This window comes from Tychonema sp. LEGE 07196 (genome assembly GCF_963890365.1).
Lineage (GTDB): Bacteria > Cyanobacteriota > Cyanobacteriia > Cyanobacteriales > Microcoleaceae > Microcoleus.
Genome location: NZ_CAWPRX010000220.1, coordinates 17,440 through 34,929, shown reverse-complemented (window position 1 = coordinate 34,929; position 17,490 = coordinate 17,440). Strand labels below are relative to the sequence as shown.

Below are 17,490 nucleotides of genomic sequence, written 5' to 3'. Positions count from 1 at the left end.
CCGCAAGTCCCCCCTCCCGCGGGGAGGGAGCAAGATTATTCTTGTTTCTCCCCGCGGGAGGGGGGACTTGCGGGGGGTAAATTTGACTTTTGCAAGAGGTCTAAGAGGTCTAGTCACCTGACAGTGCAACCGAAATTGATATGATATCTGCGATTGCTTCATATTTTGATGTCGGATCAATCTTCTTCGTCAGCATCTTGGGCGAAACGGATAATGTCATCATCGCCGAGGTACTCGCCATTTTGGATTTCAATCATCACCAGAGGAATCACGCCTGGGTTTTCCACGCGGTGAGCAGTATTCATGGGAACGTAGGTTGACTGTTTCTGCATGAGAATCGTCTCTTTGTCATCGCAGATCACTTTAGCGGTACCGGAGACGACAACCCAGTGTTCGCTGCGGTGATAGTGCATTTGCGTCCTGATGTGGTGTCCCGGCTTGACTTCGATGCGATTGATCTTGTAACGATCGCCCGCGTCTATGACTGTAACTTGACCCCAAAACCGGGTTTGCGTGCGATCGTCCGTTTTTTCGATTGTGTCCGCTGTTTCCACCATGCTGTCGATCTCGCTAACGGTGTATGTAAAAATATCTGTAGTTGAAAGTATATCAGGGAGCGGGCAAGTCTGTAAGTGCGATCGATTTAAACATTACTGAATTAGCCGCCATTCGCGAGCATCAACAAATTGCGATAAATGCCCCACATTTGTTGTAGCAATTACCACCTCATTGCCTTCACTTGCCTCCAATATTGCTTGAGCCGCCAAAATCACATCCCCGTCAAGTGCATAGGGGTGTGCCGTTGGCTTTCCTCTCTTTCGTGCATCCGCCCACAACTGAGCCGCTAAAAGCATTACTTCTGTAGTCAAAGGACGGTATGTCAGTTGTAATTTCAGTTCATCAAGTCGTTGAATAGCTGCTGACTTACCTGCACGGATCAATTCGCGTCGTACTTCGTAGTCAGCAATCTCAGGCAAAATTATTATTTCGCCTCTGAGCATTAAAGAGTTTAGCCAAACTTTGCACTCTTGAACTTCAGTAGAAGATGCTTTAGGGTTTGTTACCATCCCCAAAGGCCCAGAATCTAAAAGTATTACTCTACTCATGGGAATAATGGCCGATTAGAAAGGCGGTCTTCATCTAAAACTTTACGGAGATATTCAGCGGTTTCTGTTTGTTCCTGTTCATCTCCCTCCTCTACCCACGATCGCAATAATGCAATTGCACCTTGATTTCTTTGTATCCGCTCCTCCAGCGACAGTTTAGTAATGTCTATTTTCTCCGATGTCTGGGGAGGCTCGGACAAGGCTGGCTTTACTGTCACCGTTTCCAGAAATAACCTCATCATTTTAAGCAAATTAGGCCAATATTCTCTCGGAGTTTGCTGAATTACACTGAGAAACTCTACCATTTCATTACCAATGCGATTTTCTGGCGCTGAAGTTGGTGTCTCAGGGTTTTCAGTGATTAAAGCTCGTTCAGACATACTTTTTTTCTCCTCAATCGGATTTATAGGAATTCGTAGGTCGATCGATATCCTGGATGGGAATTAGAGATTGGCGATCGAACTCCCCTCTACTTATATTTTAAACAAAAGACGGGGGGAGCATCTCAGTTTTGCAAAAATTCACAACTGAGATGCTCCCAAAGGCGAGGATAATTCATCCAGATTCTGGGATTTTTTTGAACCGCTGACATCTGCGGTTCAAAACAACCATTTCACTGAATTTCGAGGAAACTACTTGCTCAACACACCTTCAGGAATCCCCAAAATATCCTCAATGCGCGGCATATCTTCCACAGCAATCACTCGCCCTTCATCCTCAAAACCAGCAATTTGATCGAAATTCAAATATCGATACAAATCGCCAGCAAAAGGATTGATTTTCTTAGCCACAATTTCCTGGTATTCTTGGACTGTGGGAATGATCCCCAACAGCGAACAAACAGCAGCCAATTCCGCCGAACCGAGATAAACTTGTGCATCTTTGCCCATTCGGTTGTTGAAGTTGCGAGTCGAAGTTGAAAAAACCGTTGTCGCATCTTTTACCCGCGCTTGATTTCCCATACAAAGACTGCATCCCGGCATTTCCGTCCGCGCTCCAGCCGCTCCAAAAATGCTGTAATAACCTTCTTCTTTCAGTTGCTGTTCGTCCATCCGAGTTGGCGGACAAATCCACAGGCGAGTTTTAACTTCTCCTGCACCTTCCAACACCTTTGCAGTGGCGCGGTAGTGGCCGATATTTGTCATGCAAGAACCGACAAATACTTCGTCAACCCGATCGCCCGCAACCTCACTCAACAACTTAACATTATCCGGGTCATTCGGTGCAGCCACAATGGGTTCAGTAATCTCGTTGAGATCGATCTCAATGATTTCAACATACTCCGCATCAGCATCAGCTTCTAGCAGCACCGGGTTCGCCAGCCATTCCTCCATCTTCGCCACCCGGCGCATCATCGTCCGCGCATCTTCATAGCCCCGCGCTACCATATTTTTTAGCAGCGCGACGTTGGAGCGAATGTACTCAGAAACAGTCTCCACGCTCAATTTAATCGTGCATCCGGCGCAGGAACGCTCGGCCGAGGCATCAGTCAATTCAAAAGCCTGCTCGACCTTCAAATCGGGCAAACCTTCAATTTCCATAATCCGCCCCGAAAAGACGTTTTTCTTATTCTGTTTCGAGACTGTCAGCAAACCTTTTTGAATTGCTACGTAGGGAATTGCATTCACCACATCCCGCAGGGTTACTCCCGGCTGCAATTCTCCTTTGAAGCGCACTAAAACAGATTCCGGCATATCCAAAGGCATCACGCCCAAGGCTGCAGCAAATGCCACCAATCCCGAACCCGCAGGAAAGGAAATTCCTAAAGGAAAACGTGTGTGAGAATCGCCGCCAGTGCCCACTGTATCTGGCAATAACATCCGGTTCAGCCAGGAGTGAATAATGCCGTCTCCGGGACGCAAAGCTATGCCCGCCCGCTGTGCCATGAAATCGGGCAATTCGTGGTGAGTTTTGACATCAACAGGTTTTGGATAGGCGGCGGTGTGGCAGAAACTTTGAATTACCAAATCGGCGCTAAATCCCAAACAAGCAAGTTCTTTTAATTCGTCGCGAGTCATGGGCCCGGTGGTGTCTTGGGAGCCGACTGTGGTCATTAACGGTTCGCAAGATGTACCGGGACGCACGCCGGCTAAACCGCAAGCTTTCCCTACCATTTTCTGTGCTAAAGTGAAGCCTTTTCCGGTATCTGCAGGAATAGTCGGGCGGGTAAAAATCGGGCTAATTCCTAGTCCTAAAGCTGCGCGGGTTTTGTCGGTTAAGGTGCGTCCGATTAATAGGGGAATGCGGCCGCCTGCGCGAACTTCGTCTGTGATTGTGTCGGGTTTGAGGGTGAAGGTGGAGATGATTTCTCCGGCTTCGTTGGTGATTTCTCCTTTGTAGGGATGGATGGTAATTACCATTCCGGTTTCCATTTTGCTGACATCGCATTCGATCGGCAATGCGCCGGAATCTTCAGCGGTATTGAAGAAAATCGGGGCGATCGCACTTCCCAAAATATATCCGCCGCTGCGCTTGTTTGGCACAAACGGAATATCATTGCCAATGTGCCACAGCACTGAGTTAATCGCTGATTTGCGCGAGGAACCGGTGCCGACAACATCGCCGACGTAGGCTACGGGATGGCCTTTTTGCTTCAATTGGGCAATGGTTTGCAGAGCTTGGGGCATTTTACTTTCCAGCATCGCTAAAGCGTGCAGGGGAATGTCCGGCCGCGTGGTAGCATGAGGTGCCGGAGACAAGTCGTCGGTATTGGTTTCTCCGGGTACTTTGAAGACTGTAACGGTAATGGCTTCGGCTAGTTGGGGCCGGCCGGTAAACCACTCGGCATCCGCCCAAGAATCTATGACTTGTTTGGCGTAGGGATTGGTATCCGACAGGGCGAGAATGTCGTGGAAGGCGTCAAATACTAACAGCGTTTTGCTCAAGGCGCGGGCTGCAGTGGCGGGGATGGCTGTTTCGGCAGTAGGATGGAGTAAATCGATTAAAGATTGGACGTTGTAACCTCCCATCATTGTCCCCAGCAGGTAAACTGCCCATTTGGGAGCAATTAGGGGGCTGTGGATTTCGCCTTTGGCAATGCCGGTCAGAAAACCTGCTTTGACGTAGGCGGCGCTGTCTACGCCTGGGGGGACGCGATCGCGCAATAATTCTACTAAGGCTTCTTCTTCCCCCGGCGGCGGATTTTTGAGTAATTCGCAGAGTTCGGAGGTTTGCTGGGCGTCTAGCGGCAGCGGTGGAATTCCCAGTGCAGCCCGTTCAGCAGCGTTACGGCGGTAAGATTCAAGCATTTGTGTTCTCTCTCAAAATTGTGTTGGGTAGTTGTTTGCAGGTGACATTACTTTTTAGATTAGGCGCTGGCGCTACATATTTGGCAAAGCACCCGCTCTTATAAAAACTTAACGCAACTTTAAAAACAGTAGACTTTCATACTAATAAAGAGATATCTTCTCTGCGGCTGGGGTGCTGCTTAAACTCCAGCCGAGAAGTTTTCGGGCGTTGAGTTGCATTGTTCTGGTTAAAATTAATGTGGCGGGGGGTAATGTCGATCGTCCTCTGCATCTGAAATCCTTAGTTACCGCAAGTTTAAATTTGTCCGCAGAAATGGATCAATTAAAAAATGGAAAGTTTTATCCCTGAAAATGGTGAACACTGTCAGGGTTCGGCCGCCAAACCAGAGTTGTACCCAGAACTGCAAGCCACTAAAGAATTACTGCTGACGATCGCCAATTCGATGCCGATGCCTACGATCGTCAGCAGTCTGGCTGACGGCACAATTCTGTATAGCAACGATTTATGCCATCAGGTTTTCGGGTTCAAAGCATTTGACATCGACGGCAAAAAAGCCTCCACACTATACAATAACCCCGCAGATCGCCACGAACTGCTGGATGCGCTCGCCCGCAACGGACAAGTCCGCGAGATAGAAGTCCGCCTCAAAAAAGCTGACGGCACGCTGTTTTGGGCAAGTGTATCGATGCGGTATTTGACATTGCTGTCGGAAAAATCCGTGCTGTCGGTGTTCTGTGATATTAGCGATCGCAAGCGAGCAGCCGCCAAGGAGCAGGATTTGCTCGCCTCAATCCACTTGCGCGCCCGCCAGCAAGCAGCCGTCGCTTACTTGGGGCAGCAGGCCCTGGCGGAAACAGATTTGTCTGCACTGATGGACAAAGCTGCGGTGTTAATTGCTCAAACCTTGGATGTTGATTATTGTCAGTTGTTGGAACTGTTGCCCTCGGGCCATGCTTTTATGTTGCGAGCGGGGGTAGGCTGGCAGCCGGGCCTCGTCGGTAAAGCCACTGTTGCGGCTTCTGCCCGATCGCAAGCTGGTTACACGTTGCTAGTTGGCAAAGCCACGATCGTCGAAGATTTGCGGGTGGAAACCCGCTTTAGCGAGTTGCCGCTGCTGCACAACCACCGGGCTGTGAGCGGCGTCACTGTCATCGTTCCCGGCAATCGGGAACTGGAGAGGAACTGGGGAGAAGCAGAACCAGCAGATACTTCCTCCTGCCAGCCTTGGGGCATTTTGGGGGTTCACACCAGCCAACCACGGGTTTTCAGCCAAGATGACGTTTATTTTGTAGAAGCGATCGCCAACGTGTTAGCTGCGGCGATCGAGCGGATTCGATCGCAAGAGCGCTTGCAAATGATGGAACGGGCGATCGAAAGTTGCAGCAACGGCATCGCCATCACCGACGCGACGGTTGCAGATAATCCGATTATTTATGTCAATCCCAGTTTTGAGCGGATTACGGGTTATAGCAGAGACGAATTAATGGGGAAAAATTGCCGATTTTTGCAGGGCAACGACACGGACACCGCCTCTGCTAAACAATTGCGAACGGCAATTGAAGAAGGCAGAGAATGCCAAGTTATATTACGCAACTTTCGGAAAGACGGCACGCCTTTTTGGCACGAACTGTCGATCGCTCCGGTGCACAACTCGCGGCGACACTTAACCCACTTTATTGGAGTGCAAACAGACATTACCGACCGCCAGCGAGCGGAAGCAGAATTATTTTTAAATTCTCAAGCTTTAGCAGCTTTCACCGCTAATCTCAAACACCTGCACCGGATTACAACTTATCATTATCAAAATTTTCAAGAACTGGTTGAAGATTATTTAACAGCCGGCTGTTTAATCTTTGGACTTTCTATTGGCATCATGGCTGAAGTTCAGGATGAAAATTTTATTGTGCGAGCAGCGAAATCCGATGTAGGATACTTCGTGCGAGGTCTAGAATTGAACCTCAGCGACACTTACTGTGCTGCCGTAATTAAATTAAATAAAACTGTTTTCTATTCTCATATAGGAGCAGAAATAGAGATGCGCGAACATCCAGCTTATAAGAAATGCCAGTCAGAATCTTACATTGGAACGCCGATATTTGTTAACAATAAAACTTACGGTATATTGAGTTTTAGTTCGCGAGAAATCAAAAAGAAAAAATTTGAGTACCAGGAAATAGAAATCATAGAATTGATGGCTCAAAGCATCGGTAAAATTCTGGCAGTTCACCAAATGGAAGTCGAACGCCAGCAAGCTGAAAAAGAGCGCTGCGAGTTAATATTATCTCTGCAAGAAAGTGAAGAACGCTATCGCCGTTTAGTAGAACTATCTCCCGAAGCGATCGTCGTTCACAGTCAAGAGAAAATCGCCTACATCAATGCTGCCGGTGCTAAACTCCTCGGTGCGAGTTCTCCGGCAGAGTTAATCGGCTTTCCGATATTGCATTTTGTCCATTCAAACTATGTGGAAACAGCCCAAAAGCGCATGAGGCAAGTCGAGCAAGAAAATAAGCCGATCGAGCTTGCCGAGCAAAAACTGATGCGGCTAGACGGAGAAATCATCGACGTTGAAGTTGCCGGCATCCCCGCCCTTTATCAAGGCGCAGCCGCCGCCCAGATTATTATCAGAGATGTCACCGAGCGCAAGCGAGTAGAACGGCAACTGCTGCACGGTGCTTTTCACGACGCGCTGACGGGTTTGCCAAACCGCGTTTTGTTCATCGACAGGCTAGGACAAGCCATCCGCCGATCGAATCAATCCTCCGATTACAAATTTGGTTTACTTTTCCTAGATTTAGACCGCTTTAAAGTAGTCAATGATTCTTTAGGACACGTTTTAGGAGACAAATTGCTAGTCGCCCTCGCAGACAGACTGCTAACCTGCGTGCGGGCTTCTGATACCGTCGCCCGGTTGGGGGGAGACGAATTCACCATCCTGCTAGACCACATTCAGAGCCTCACCGATGCCACCCAAGCAGCTAACAGAATACAAACAGAACTGACTTTACCGTTTGATATCGAAGGGCACGAAGTATTTACCACCGCTAGCATTGGCATTGTTTTCAGTCAAGGCGAAGTCGCAGCAGCCGACACAAGAGGCAAATCGAATCTGTACGCTCACCCGGAAGAATTCCTGCGCGATGCTGACATTGCTATGTACCGCGCTAAAGCTTTGGGCAAGGCCCGCCACGAAGTGTTTAATTTGGCGATGCACGACCAAACTATGTCGCTGTTGCAGTTAGAAAATGACCTGCGTATGGCTATTTTGGGCAAGCAGGAATTAGGTGCGAGCAAAAATGAATGTTCCCACTTTATTGTGCACTACCAACCGATTATTTCGATCGCCAGCGGTGCGATCGAGGGTTTTGAGGCTTTGGTGCGCTGGCAGCATCCGGTTCGGGGCCTAGTGCCGCCTTCTAGCTTTATTCCTGTAGCTGAGGAAACCGGTTTGATCGTGCCTCTGGGAGCTTGGGTGCTGCGGGAAGCTTGCCGACAATTGCGACTTTGGCAAGAAATGTTAATGAAGGAAGAAGGAAGAGGGAAGAAGGAAGAAGGAAGAGGGAAGAAGGAAGAGGGAAGTTCGGCAACGAGCAATGTACGGGATGTAACGGATGTAAGTCCGTCGGAAGAAGGAAGTTCGGCAACGGATTATTTAACGGATGTAACGGATGTAAGTCCGTCGGAAGAGGGAAGAGGGAAGAAGGAAGAAGGAAGAGGGAAAATTAATGCCCAAGGCCCTATGCCCGATGCCCAATTACTAATTACCAATTACCAATTACCAATTACCAATTACCAATTACCAATTATCGATCCTTCACAATTAACCATGAGTGTCAATCTTTCTCCCAAACAGTTAGGTTTGCCGAATTTAATCGAACAGATAGATGAAATTTTGGCAGAAACAGGCTGCGAGCCGAGCTGTTTAAAATTGGAGATTACTGAAAGTGCGATCGTAGAAAATGTGATGAAAGCCAATATTGTGCTGGCCCAATTAAAAGGTAGAAATATTCGATTGTCGATCGACGATTTCGGTACTGGCTATTCGTCTTTGAGTTACTTGCACCGTTTTCCGCTGGATACGCTGAAGATCGATCGCTCTTTTGTGAGTCGCTTGGGGGCCATCGAAAATGGTGGCGGCGGGGGTCAGCCTTTGCAGATTGTGCGGGCGATTGTAACTTTGGCTCACAATTTGGGATTAAATGCGATCGCCGAAGGTGTGGAGACAGCGGAACAGTTAGCACAGCTTCGGGAATTAGGCTGCGAATTAGCTCAGGGATATTGGTTTTCTAAACCTTTGGACAGTGTAACGATGACTGAAATACTGATAAATTTTGGTTCGATTGTTGAGACTTGAGTAATATGATGTGCGATCGATTGACTGATATCAATTCCGGTTGCACTCCTGGTGATGTTGACTGTTGACTGTTGACTGTTGACTGTTGACTGTTGACTGTTGACGGTGAATCGAACAACTGAAAATTGCACGGAGATAGGTGGTGACTTGTAAAAATAATTCATGAATTGCCCTCTAATTTATCACCTGACGATGCAGCCGGAAACGATATGATTTAAGATTGGATCGCGCGTGCGAACTTGAGTCCACACGCGCGATCGAACTGTTTAATTAGCTTTCAACGGAATCTCGATCGCAAATTCAGCACCTTGTCCGGGCGAAGAAGTACATTTCAGCGAACCTTTGTGTCGGTCGGTAACAATTTGATAGCTAATTGACAAGCCCATTCCAGTACCTTTTCCCACAGATTTAGTGGTAAAAAATGGGTTAAAAAGTTGAGTAATGACACCATCTGCTATTCCCACCCCATTGTCAGCAATCCGAATCAAAACGCGATCGCCCTCCAGCATTTCCGTTTTAATGGAAATCGTACTAGGATTGTGCCGCATTTCCTCAGCAGAACGCCGCGTGTCTCTCTCTTCCAAAGCATCTAAAGCATTGCTCAGAACATTCATAAATACTTGATTTAACTGTCCGGCATAACATTCTACTAAGGGCATTTGAGCGTATTCTTTAATCACCTCAATTTCTGGATGATTGTGTTTAGCTTTGAGCCGGTGCTGCAAAATCATCAGGGTGCTATCTATGCCGTCGTGAATGTTAACTGCTTTCATTTCTGCTTCGTCCATCCGGGAAAATGTACGCAGAGATGCTACAATTTGCTGAATTCTGTCTGCACCGACTTTCATCGAAGAAAGCAGTTTTGGCAAGTCTTCCATCAGAAAATCGAGTTCAATAGCTTCTACTTCTTCTATAATTTCCGGGACAGGATCGGGATAGTGGTTTTGGTAAAGTTCGATCAAATGCAGCAAGTCTTGAGTATAGTCATTAGCGTGGGTGAGATTGCCGTAAATAAAATTAACCGGATTGTTAATTTCGTGGGCAACTCCTGCGACAAGCTGACCGAGAGATGACATTTTTTCGCTTTGAATTAACTGCGATTGAGCGCTGGTTAATTGCTGCAATGTTTGCTCTAATTCGCGAGCTTTATTGCTAGTTTGGGTGTAAAGATCGGCTTGGTTGATGGCGATCGCCAATTGAACTGTAACCGCTTGCAATAATTCTACTTCGCTGTCGCTCCAAGGCCGCACAGCAGCGGAGTGGGCGCAGGTGACAACGCTCACTACTCCCGAAAGTGCCTGCATCGGAATTGCCAACACTGATTGGTAGCCCAGAGAGTTAAGAGACTCGATCAAAATAGGGTCTGCGAGCGCTCCGACATCATCTATTTGCAGCGTTTCTAGACGCAACATCTGTTCTCCTATAGTGCCGAAGTCAGAAGATTTATAGCAACCTATTAAATCGGGAAGTTCTATTTTGCGAGATTCTTGAATAATTTCCCAAAAACTCTCTTCTTGTTCGCTGCGGTACCAGGAAAAATAGCACCGATCGATCTGCATGAAAGCCCGAATTTCTTGGACGGCGACAGCAATAATGCTGTCGAAGTCGAGGGAATTGCGGATTTGAGCTGTGAGAATGTTGAGCAATTTTTCTCGATCGGCTTGCTGCTTGAGTTGGGCTGAATATCGCCTCAAGGCAATTTCTCCCCGCTTGCGATCGGTAATGTCTTCGGTGACAGCTAATAGATATTGTGGTTTGCCATCAGCACCGAGTATTGATGTTTTCTTGGTGTGAAATATCCGCGATTCTCCTTGACCCGTTTCAATCTCTTCTTCGGCAATTTCTACAGTTTGCCCGTTGTGGAGAACTTCTCGGTCTTTGGCGGTGAAAACATGAGCTTGTTCTGTTGGGAAAAGGTCGAAATCATTTTTGCCCATAACTTCTGCTGCGCTGAAACCGAGCAACTCTTCGGCGACTGGGTTCCACAGTACAAATCGCAGTTGTTCGGCTTCCTTGGCAACCACTGCTACGGGTATGGTTTTGAGCACTGATTCCATAAAGTTTTGAGTGCGTTGCAGTTCGGCTTCTGCCTGTTTGCGATCGCTAATATCTCGCACGTTGGCAATGATGTTAACGTTGCCGTTGAGATTAATTTTTGACACAGCAATTTCTGCATCAAAGGTGGAACGATCGTTGGGTCGCCTAGATTTCCATTCGATACGGGTGCTTTCACCTGATAATACTTTTTCCCAAAGTTCTCTCATTAGTTGAATAGGATTTTCTTCACTTGAATAGTCCTTCGTAATTGATGATTGAATTGCTTGTTCCCGACTAACTCCATACATTTCTAACATTCGATTGTTGACATCGAGAATGTTACCTTCTAAGTCTTGAATGAAGATTGCGTCGTAGACATTGTTAAAGATGGTTCGCAGATTTTGCTCGGAAACTTGCAGCGCTGCTTCTGCCTGTTTGCGATCGCCAATTTCTTGTTCTAATTGCGTGACTGCTTGAGAAAGTTCGGCCGTGCGATCGCTCACTCTGTCTTCTAACTCGGCTGCTGCTTGTCGCAGGGCTGCTTCGGCGGCTTTGCGATCGGTAATGTCGATCGCCGTTCCGAACAGTTTTACCACCTTGCCACTGGCATCGGTTTCGGCGCGGCCCAAGGCGTTGAGATGCCGCAGCGTGCCGTCGGGACGGTAAAAACGGTAGTCAAAATCAAAGGGAATACCCAAGGCAAGTCCTCGCTCTACTTCCGTCCTCCACAATTCCAAATCTTCTGGATGGATCTGAGCGACTTGTTCTTTTCTGGGGGGTGCTGTGGGGGCCGGTTCGAGTCCAAAGATGCGGAAAAGTTCTTCTGACCAAGTGAGGGTTTCGGTGGCTGCGTCTAGTTCCCAGTTACCGACGTGGGCGAGTCTCTGGGCTTCTTTGAGCTGCCGCTGGCTGTCGCGGATGGCGGTTTCGGCTTTTTTGCGATCGGTAACGTCGAGGAATACGCCGCAAAATACGATTTCGCCGTCCTCGCTGCGGGTGGGCATGGAGTCGCCCTGCCACCAGCGAATTTCGCCGTTTGGCTTGATTAACCGCCCTTCGTAGTGCCAGGGAGAGAAGTTTTCAACGGCTTCGTTGACGGAAGCGATGTAGCTTTCCAAGTCTTCGGGGTGGATGCGGGAAATGAATGTATTGATGTCTCGCATCATTTCTGCTGCTGTGATGCCACTGATATCTTCGATGCCATCGCTGGTGTAGTCAACTCTCCAAACTCCATTGCGGCTGCAAAATTGAAACAGAGAACCGGGGATGGCGGCCGCGATCGTCCGAAACTTGGCTTCGCTAGCGCCCAGGGCTGCAAAAGTCTGGCGCAGTTCGGCGGTGCGGGCTTCAACTCTGCGTTCTAGTTCGGCGTTAGCGTGTTGCAGTGCGGCTTCGGCGCGCTTGCGATCGGTAATGTCGGTGGCTGTACCGGTGGTGCCGAGGAAGTTTCCGGTTTCGTCGTACAGGGCGATCGCATTGAACATCAAATGTTTCATGCTACCGTCTTTGGCAATTTGGGTGCTTTCGTACTGAAAAACTGATTCTCCCGTAAGCAAGCGGGCGAAAACAGCTAAATCTTTCTGGGCTTGTTCTGGTGTCACAAAATCGGAGAATGGTCGATCGAGCATTTCTGCTGGTTCGTAACCGTAGATATACTTAACTGCTGGGTTGACGAAGGTGTAGCGCCCAGTCGCATCCACAGACCAAATCATGTCTTGGGAAGTTTCTACCAGGCTGCGGTATTTGGTTTCGCTGGCTTTGAGGGCTTCTTCTGCTGCTTTGCGTTCCGTCATGTCGCGGGAGACGCCGACTGTCATTGTGATTTGGCCGTCTTCATTGCGGATGGGTGTTTTGACGGTGCTCCACATCCGCACTTCTCCGTCGTAGCGCGTCACAGGTTCTTCGGCAATTTGCAGGGTTTGTCCGGTTTCAAATACGAAGGCATCATCTTTAATGTACTGGAGAGTTTGGTCAGGTTCGGCGAAAGGTGCGTCTACGATCCCTTGCAGTTCCTCTTGACTCATGCCGTAATAGTCGCGGAATGCTTGATTTGCCCAGACGATTTTTGATTGGGGGCCTTTGACTAATACCATATCGGCGATCGAGTCGAGAATTTGTTGATATTTTTGCTCGCTTTCGCGGAGTTTCTGCTGGGCCAATTCGATTTCTGCGATTTGTTTCTGGGTTTGCAAGTGCAGTTCGGCCTGAGAAATTGCAACTGCTAAATGGTCGCCTACTTGTCTGGCAAATTCGATTTCGTCTTCTTGCCACTCGCGGGGTTGGCCACAGGAGTGAATGCACAGCAATCCCCACAAATGTTGCCCTTGCAGTAGGGGTACGACTAAGTTTGCTCTGATTTGAAATCTCTTGAGAATTTTGAGGTGACAGGGGCTCAACCGGGCTTTGTAGATGTCGGTGACTGCTTGAACGTATCCTTTGGCGTAGTTGGCTGCAAATTGTTCGCCGAAGCAGTGGTCGTGGACTTTTGCGCCCAAGGAGGGGCTGTATAGGGGCAGTACGTCTTCGGAGACTACTTCGCCGTCGTTCCAGTCGGATTCGGGAATGAAGCGGTAGACGGCGACTCGATCGGCATTTAGGAGTTGCCGGACTTCGGTGGCTGTGATTTTGAATATTGTGTCTAAGTCTAGGGATTCGCGAATTTTGCTAATGACTCCCATCAGCGCTTGCAGCTTTTTGAACCAGGTTTGAGACTGCATATCTCTTTCTAAGCGAATTAATTTTTCCTGCAGGTTGATGACTTGTTGATACAGGTATTCATGAAACATAATGCTCTTTTTTTAGTTATTTTGCGGTTTGGTATCGAGGTAAGCTGGTGTGCATCCCAATTATTTATGGTGATTGAGGGGGGGGAGGGGCCCTTCGGCTTCGCGAGCGGGTAAAGAGGGTCTGATGGGGATTCGGAGGAGAAGATTTTTGATCGATCGTCGAAATATATAATTTAAATGCACAACACCTTAGATGGCATCCCCACAGTGCTCTGCAAGTTGAATCTGGTATGGAAGAAGGAAGTTCGGCAACGAGCAATGTACGGGATGTAACGGATGTAACGGATGTAACGGATGTAAGAGGGAAGAAGGAAGTTCGGCAACGAGCAATGTACGGGATGTAACGGATGTAACGGATGTAACGGATGTAACGGATGTAACGGATGTAAGTCCGTCGGAAGATGGAATATGGAAGATGGAAGATGGAAGATGGAAGATGGAAGTCGCAATAAAAGCAAGGGTTTCAGCAATTAAGAACGTCTTAACCATCGGGTGCGGTTGCGATAAATCACAAGAGCAAAGGGCAAATTCTCCTCCTTCTGATAGCAGTTAGCAGCGAATGAGGCTACATTTCCATATTTTTTCTAGATTTGCAGGTCGATCGAGTATCCTAATTCCGTATATTTACTGATAAAGCGGGCGATCGGTGACTTCCTATGGCATAAATTGCTAATGATTGAGAATTTTACTCACAAAATTTATACATAAACCCGGTTTATTAACCCGATCGCATCAGGGAAGAGCCGAAAGTGGCAGCGAGCAACGGGGTTTCATCGCCCGACGGGGCCAAAAGTCCTGACTAATTTTGACATTTTTTCCGATCGCCTTCAATGGCAATTGTCACCCTTTTATTATGACTGCAAACTCGATTGATGGTTTCCTCGGCTTTGCGATCGAATATCCTGTTTGGAGCGCCTCTATTAAAATTTGTTTAAATTTAGCCGATCGGCTTTTCTCTAGTTTTCGCTAATACTCGATTCATCTGCTTTAAGTGTGATTTTATGCACTTTTGGGAGCATTGGGAGCTGTTAGATGATTTGCCACGCACTTAAATTATTATATGTTATCGGTTTTATTTGTTAAACTTATTAAAATATATAGCCTTTCGAGTTTTCATAGGAGGTACTAAGCCTTTGCTCATATAGATTGTGTATGGCAATTGAGCGGGAGAGGGGGAGAAGGGGAGAGGGGGAGAGAATTTGACAATTTTTGATTGTCATCAAAATCTACAATGTTTATTTGCACAACAGCTTATCCGGCATAGGGTATATCTCACCACCATTGAGAACCGCTATATGAGACAAGATTGCATACATCTGCGATCGATAGCGAGACTGCAGATGCAAGACTGATGCAGCGCAGAAGACCGCAGATGTATGCAATAGAATAGATAAATATCGTGTCCGGTCGATTATCATAATAAAAACGGTTAGTAGTGCGGAATTAAGTCCGCAATACGAATCGGTTTCAACTTAATTCTTGCTTGCAGGAGGAGTTTTTAGGATCGATTTAGTTTCCTCAATACTTTATCAAACCTGTTTTTATGAATCTATAATATCAATTTCGGTTGCACCATCAGGTGATTGTTGAATGTTGACTGTTGACTGTTAACTGTTGACTCGATTTTATTATTCCGATGCAAGCGGGAACGACATAAAAGCTGCTTTTAAGAATTAGTTTAATGGCGATCGGGCGCAGATTTGGTACTCTACGTTATATAAAAATAAGGTGCGCGGGGCGCACCCTAGGTTAAATTCAAAACAGTGATGTTTCGTTTCTATCGGTTAGTTAAAATCTTCTAGTTGGTCTACGCGCAGCCAAATATTCGGGGTGGGGACTTTGCCGAATTTGACGAAGGCGTAGTCGCCGCGAATATCCATTACTTCGCCTTTTGTTTCAAATAGATAGGAGGAAAAGCGCGGATCGCTGGCTTTGGCTTCTAGGCTGTTTTCCAATTTTTCGCGAATTGCGCGGACTGTGCTACCTTTTTTGATTGCCATGACTTGCTCTGTTTAGTTGATCGAAGTATTTAAATTTTAATGCTGATTTGGCTTTAATACCAGTTGATTGAGTTGAGTCGGCGGTTGAAACCGCAACTACAGGAACGAAGTCTGCCTTCGCAGACTGAAGAGTTGGAAGCTGAGATTTGGTATATCGATCGAATCTGATACCATTTTTCTGACCTATGTGCTATGGATGAAGTCTTAGCCCCCCCGAAATCGCGGGGGGGTTGGGGGGGGGTAATATCTAGCGCTACTTTATTCCATTGGTATGATACAAAATCTGTTGCCGAAAATATTATTTCTGGCAGGCGGGGCAAAAATGAGTCGATCGCCCTGCTAATTTTATCTTTTCAATGGTTGTAGAGCAAGTGCGGCAGGGTTGACCGGATCTGTTGTACACCCAAGCGACACCGCCGTAGTTGCCGTTTACACCTTGGACGTTGAGAAAATTACTGAAAGTGGTGCCGCCGTTTGCGATCGCCTGCTGTAAAACTTGAATAATAGCTGTATGGATGCGCTCAATTTGCGGCGCTGTCAAATCGGCGCACAGAGTTGTCGGCATCACTCCCGCCAAGAACAAAGTTTCATCTGCGTAAATATTGCCCAAACCCGCTACCAGTGACTGGTCTAGCAATGCTGTTTTAATTGGTCGCGCCCGTCGGTGCAGCTTGCGGGCCAAATATTCTGTGGTAAATTCGTCTGAAAACGGTTCGGGGCCTAGGAGTTTCAGGCCGGTAACTGTGCTTTCCACTTCTGTTTCTGCGGGCACGTACCACATTTGCCCGAAGGTGCGCTGGTCTACAAACCGCAGTTCTCGGTTTCCTTCAAAAAATAGCCGGACTCGCGCGTGTTTTGGCAGGGGTTCGGATTCGTTCACCCACAGCAATTGTCCGGTCATCCGCAGGTGAACCCCCAACCAGCCAGCTTTTGAGGGAAGGAAGAAGGAAGAAGGAAGAGGGAGGAAGGAAGAAGGAAGAGTGGAAGAACTTGGAGTTTGAGCCGTAAATTCTCCCCCTTTCCCTTTTTCTCTTTCTCCTTCTGGGAATTGAGATAGTTCTGCCAGGAGGTATTTGCCGCGCCGATACCAAGATGCGATCGACTTTCCTTTGAGTTTTGTCAAAAAATCGGTCGCAGAGATTGAGCGGGCGATCGAGCTATTTAACAGCACGTCTCCGCCCAAAATTTCTCGATCGAGGGTAAGTTGGTTCAAACCCCGGCAAATAGTTTCAACTTCTGGCAGTTCTGGCACAATTAGCGTTGTTCTGTTCCTTGATTTGGCGAACCTTCGACGCTGCCGGGAACTTCTGCACCAGGCTTGCTGCCGGTCGAAGTTTTCGGCTGCTGGGGGGTTGCTCCGCTGCCTGTTTTGCGGGTTTTCGGATCTACGGTGGTTTGCTTGCCGCCGGAAGCTGCTGGAGTGGCTGTTTTGGCTTTTGCTTTGGGTGCGGCCACTTCCACTACTTCGCTTTGGGCGAAGTTGTTGGTGTTGACGCCTGCATAATTTACGGTGTTAAAGCGAACGATAACAGGGTATTTAATGCCGCTTTGGTCTACCGTAGCAACGGTGCCCACTTCTTGATACCAGAAGGATTCTTTGCGAAGAATCCGGACTGTCGAACCGCGTTGAACCATGAGCTTTGTTTCCTTTGCGATGAATAAACGGATAAAGCCATTTTTTTTACTCTAGTCGATCGCGCGCCGCATTTAAAGTCTGTAACGAAATTCTTGCCTGGGGCTCTGTTTTTTCGTTGCTACTTTGTAAAGAAAAGTAAATTTTTTTGTGGGCGATCGCTAGAGTTAAAAAATTAATAAACAGATATTATCCGTCAAAAAAAAGCAGGGCGATCGGATCTATAAAAAAGTTTACAAATCGGTTAACGGGACGGGTGCACAAATATCTGGCGCTAGTTGTTGGGGCCGCCAGGGCTGGAAAACCTCTGTTTCACGGCTCAAGTTGT

At 47.6% G+C, this 17,490-nt stretch carries 9 protein-coding genes; 1 reads left to right on the top strand and 8 read right to left on the bottom strand.

Annotated elements, in window-relative coordinates; all coding sequences use genetic code 11:
* Window positions 1–176: 176 nt before the first annotated feature.
* The 4 genes from AACV78_RS28270 to acnB all read right to left on the bottom strand — a co-directional run bounded on the left by AACV78_RS28270 (window position 177) and on the right by acnB (window position 4,354).
* The gene (locus tag AACV78_RS28270; RefSeq protein ID WP_194012369.1) at window positions 177–557 is read right to left on the bottom strand and encodes a cupin domain-containing protein; all 381 of its coding nucleotides are present in this window, start codon (window positions 555–557) and stop codon (window positions 177–179) included.
* Window positions 558–650: 93 nt separating this feature from the next.
* On the bottom strand, window positions 651–1,106 hold the full coding sequence (locus AACV78_RS28265; protein ID WP_194012368.1) for a PIN domain-containing protein: 456 nt from the start codon (window positions 1,104–1,106) through the stop codon (window positions 651–653).
* Window positions 1,103–1,486: a hypothetical protein gene (locus AACV78_RS28260; RefSeq protein WP_194012367.1), complete on the bottom strand. Its 384-nt coding sequence runs from the start codon at window positions 1,484–1,486 to the stop codon at window positions 1,103–1,105. Before AACV78_RS28260 ends, AACV78_RS28265 begins: the two co-directional genes overlap by 4 nt.
* A gap of 252 nt (window positions 1,487–1,738) precedes the next feature.
* A complete protein-coding gene (gene acnB / locus AACV78_RS28255; protein ID WP_194012366.1) occupies window positions 1,739–4,354 on the bottom strand; it encodes a bifunctional aconitate hydratase 2/2-methylisocitrate dehydratase in 2,616 nt (871 codons plus the stop codon).
* Between the two features lie 329 nt (window positions 4,355–4,683).
* Here acnB and AACV78_RS28250 point away from each other — a divergent pair, with 329 nt between their 5' ends.
* Window positions 4,684–8,706: an EAL domain-containing protein gene (locus AACV78_RS28250; protein WP_194012365.1), complete on the top strand. Its 4,023-nt coding sequence runs from the start codon at window positions 4,684–4,686 to the stop codon at window positions 8,704–8,706.
* 266 nt (window positions 8,707–8,972) lie between these two features.
* Here the strand turns inward: AACV78_RS28250 and AACV78_RS28245 are convergent, their stop codons facing one another.
* The 4 genes from AACV78_RS28245 to AACV78_RS28230 form a co-directional block, all read right to left on the bottom strand.
* Window positions 8,973–13,529, bottom strand: a complete 4,557-nt coding sequence (locus AACV78_RS28245) for a PAS domain S-box protein (RefSeq protein WP_194012364.1) — start codon at window positions 13,527–13,529, stop codon at window positions 8,973–8,975.
* A gap of 1,784 nt (window positions 13,530–15,313) precedes the next feature.
* Complete coding sequence (locus tag AACV78_RS28240) at window positions 15,314–15,529, bottom strand: NAD(P)H-quinone oxidoreductase subunit O (protein WP_194011773.1); 216 nt, start codon at window positions 15,527–15,529, stop codon at window positions 15,314–15,316.
* Between the two features lie 298 nt (window positions 15,530–15,827).
* Window positions 15,828–16,781 carry a DNA-formamidopyrimidine glycosylase gene (locus tag AACV78_RS28235; protein WP_194011774.1) on the bottom strand — a complete coding sequence of 318 codons (954 nt, stop codon included), beginning with the start codon at window positions 16,779–16,781 and terminating at the stop codon, window positions 15,828–15,830.
* A gap of 2 nt (window positions 16,782–16,783) precedes the next feature.
* On the bottom strand, window positions 16,784–17,164 hold the full coding sequence (locus AACV78_RS28230; protein ID WP_194011775.1) for a photosystem I reaction center subunit IV: 381 nt from the start codon (window positions 17,162–17,164) through the stop codon (window positions 16,784–16,786).
* Window positions 17,165–17,490: the final 326 nt, after the last annotated feature.

What these genes read in the sequence shown, in the direction of transcription:
- AACV78_RS28270 (WP_194012369.1), bottom strand. Translation starts at nt 557, where the DNA reads ATGGTGGAAACAGCGGACACAATCGAAAAAACGGACGATCGCACGCAA.
- AACV78_RS28265 (WP_194012368.1), bottom strand. Translation starts at nt 1,106, where the DNA reads ATGAGTAGAGTAATACTTTTAGATTCTGGGCCTTTGGGGATGGTAACA.
- AACV78_RS28260 (WP_194012367.1), bottom strand. Translation starts at nt 1,486, where the DNA reads ATGTCTGAACGAGCTTTAATCACTGAAAACCCTGAGACACCAACTTCA.
- acnB (WP_194012366.1), bottom strand. Translation starts at nt 4,354, where the DNA reads ATGCTTGAATCTTACCGCCGTAACGCTGCTGAACGGGCTGCACTGGGA.
- AACV78_RS28250 (WP_194012365.1), top strand. Translation starts at nt 4,684, where the DNA reads ATGGAAAGTTTTATCCCTGAAAATGGTGAACACTGTCAGGGTTCGGCC.
- AACV78_RS28245 (WP_194012364.1), bottom strand. Translation starts at nt 13,529, where the DNA reads ATGTTTCATGAATACCTGTATCAACAAGTCATCAACCTGCAGGAAAAA.
- AACV78_RS28240 (WP_194011773.1), bottom strand. Translation starts at nt 15,529, where the DNA reads ATGGCAATCAAAAAAGGTAGCACAGTCCGCGCAATTCGCGAAAAATTG.
- AACV78_RS28230 (WP_194011775.1), bottom strand. Translation starts at nt 17,164, where the DNA reads ATGGTTCAACGCGGTTCGACAGTCCGGATTCTTCGCAAAGAATCCTTC.